Raw genomic sequence first — 2,396 nt, 5'->3', positions numbered from 1 at the left:
GAACACGGAAGTTAAGCTCTCTAGCGCCGATGGTAGTTGGGACCTTGTCCCTGTGAGAGTAGGACGTCGCCAAGCAAAAACCTAAGTCGATTCGACTTAGGTTTTTTTATGTTTATTTTTATTTATCAGCTGTTATAATCTATAATTTTAATAGTCCTAAAAAAGAAAAAAGATAAAATAGAAACGATATAAAGTGATAAGAAGGTTATAAAGTAATATATTTAAATGTAAATTAAAGGTGAGAATTACCTTTTGCATGAATTTAGTTGTAAAATGAACAAAAAATTTTTTACTCTTACATAACCTCTTTGTTTTTTAGGATTTTACATAAGGATGAATCTATAATTAAGGTAGTTAACATATATTTTTGATGGGTGTGGGGGATTATGAAAGAAATATGCATGTTATTAGTGGCTGTTATATTATGGGGGACAGCCATTGCACCAACGAAATGGGCGTTAGAATCTATTCAACCGTTTACTTTGTTGTTTATTCGTCTTTTCTTAGCGGGTGGCATTTGTATGCTATTCTCATTTAAGCAACTACAAAAATCAGTTGTACATAAAAAAGTTCCATGGAAAAGAATGAGTTTGTTAGCTTTTACCGGTGTAGCTGGATATTTTATGTTTACATCTTACGGCATTTCTTTAACAAGTGGATTACATGTTAGTATCATAGATGCTGCATTACCATTAGTTACAATTCTATTTTCAGCATTCTTTTTGAAAGAGAAAATTCGGTTGAATTATTGGATAGGAATTATATTGGGGGCTATAGGAGTACTCTTTATTACGATTCCATCTAAAGGTGTTGATCAAGAAGTATCTTTAATAGGAGATGTACTTATATTATTGAGTACTTTTCTATTTGCTTTCTACACAGTTTTGTTAAAACGACCAAAACAAGAACAGTATTTATCAAATGAGGTATTTACCACATTAACTTTAATTATCGGAGCGGTTATTCTATTGCCGTTTGCCCTGGTAGAAATTCTTTATTACGGTTTCCCAAAGATTGAAACTTGGAAAACGGGATTTAGTGTAATGTACCTTGTTACTGGAGCAACAATTTTAGCATATTGGTTCTGGAATAAAGCGCTAGAGAGAGTTTCTGCATCAGTAAGTGGATTATATTTAAATGCATTACCGTTAATAAGCATTGCTACTTCAATTATCCTATTAAATGAATCTCTGACATGGAGGGTAATAATGGGGGCAAGTCTAGTTTTAATTGGAGTAGGATGGGCGGATAAGCAAAAAATACGTAATCTATTAAAAGGTAATAAGGTGTAGAGTCGGGACTGTTAAACAGTATGTTTTATATAATTAAAAATGTTAAAAAGATACCTTATATATATGAGGTATCTTTTTATATTTAGCAAAGAAAATAGACTGAAATTAGTATGGATATTCTTTGCTATATCTATACGTATCGAAATCATTTTGAAATATTGTTTGAACGAGCTGCATACACTCAGTATCGTAAAAACTTTCGAAAGTAGGATGGCGAGGGAATAAAGGATTCGTAATATCGGCTTCACTAAAATCCCCTTTATAAATCATGGTGGGAGTTTGATGATGCCAAGATGTTGAGAACTCATTTATTGGTGCAACTTTTAATTCGAAACGCTTTTCTAATTCTTTCATTTCCTGATTGAAGTTTTCTAAGTATATATAATTGGTCACATATTCTTCTTCACCAGTTATATATTGTTGTGTGAAATGTGGGTTAATATCATCTGCTTGAGCACCTTTAATAAATAAGTAGTATAGAAATTGTTTAAATGAGATCCCTTTAGGAGAGTTTTCATCTTGATATAAAAACTTTCGGATGGGTTTCCATTCGGGATTTTCCACATAAGGAGGTGCAATTAAGGATACGAAAGAACTGACTGCCCTCCTATAAGGGTTGCGAACAAGTTTAAAAGTTTCTTTTTGTTTTTCTCGTAACGCTATACCCAGTCGTACACTATAGGCAGGTGTATTTTTGTATATATGATATTCATAATTATGAATGAAAGGGCTATAGCTTAGAGCTGTTTGTAATAAATCAATCTGGTAAAAGAACCAATTAGCAAGAGAGGTGCAACCGATTTTTTGACTCCAGAATAGAATGATGGGGAAATTTCTATGATAGTTTGGAATTCTTGAATGGGTGCTTATGATGCGTAATAAAGAAGAATCGAACAATCTCTATACTCCTTTCAGTTATCTTATTAATATGTATGAGAAATAAAGAAGGGGTATGAGAGTATCTTTCATCTTTTTTAAAAAAACGAAAGATTAATATTGACTATTATTATATTGAGGTGTAATATAAAACAAGTCGCCGATGCAATAACGCAGAAAACGACAAACGAAATAAAAAACTTAGTTGACATTGAAACATGAAGATGT

2 protein-coding genes are annotated in these 2,396 nt (G+C 32.1%); one reads left to right on the top strand and one right to left on the bottom strand.

The window, feature by feature from the left end:
- Positions 1 to 386: 386 nt before the first annotated feature.
- Positions 387 to 1,292 (top strand): DMT family transporter, encoded by a 906-nt coding sequence (locus tag JDS95_RS30320; protein ID WP_144467814.1) that lies wholly within the window; start codon positions 387 to 389, stop codon positions 1,290 to 1,292.
- A gap of 105 nt (positions 1,293 to 1,397) precedes the next feature.
- Here the strand turns inward: JDS95_RS30320 and JDS95_RS30315 are convergent, their stop codons facing one another.
- Entirely contained in the window at positions 1,398 to 2,189 is a 792-nt protein-coding gene (locus JDS95_RS30315) for a sulfotransferase family 2 domain-containing protein (RefSeq protein WP_085451375.1), read from the bottom strand.
- Positions 2,190 to 2,396: the final 207 nt, after the last annotated feature.

Origin of the sequence: Bacillus cereus group sp. N24 (genome assembly GCF_016483345.1) — a bacterium.
GTDB classification, from domain to species: Bacteria; Bacillota; Bacilli; order Bacillales; family Bacillaceae_G; genus Bacillus_A; species Bacillus_A toyonensis.
This window is presented reverse-complemented; position numbering and strand designations above follow the sequence as displayed.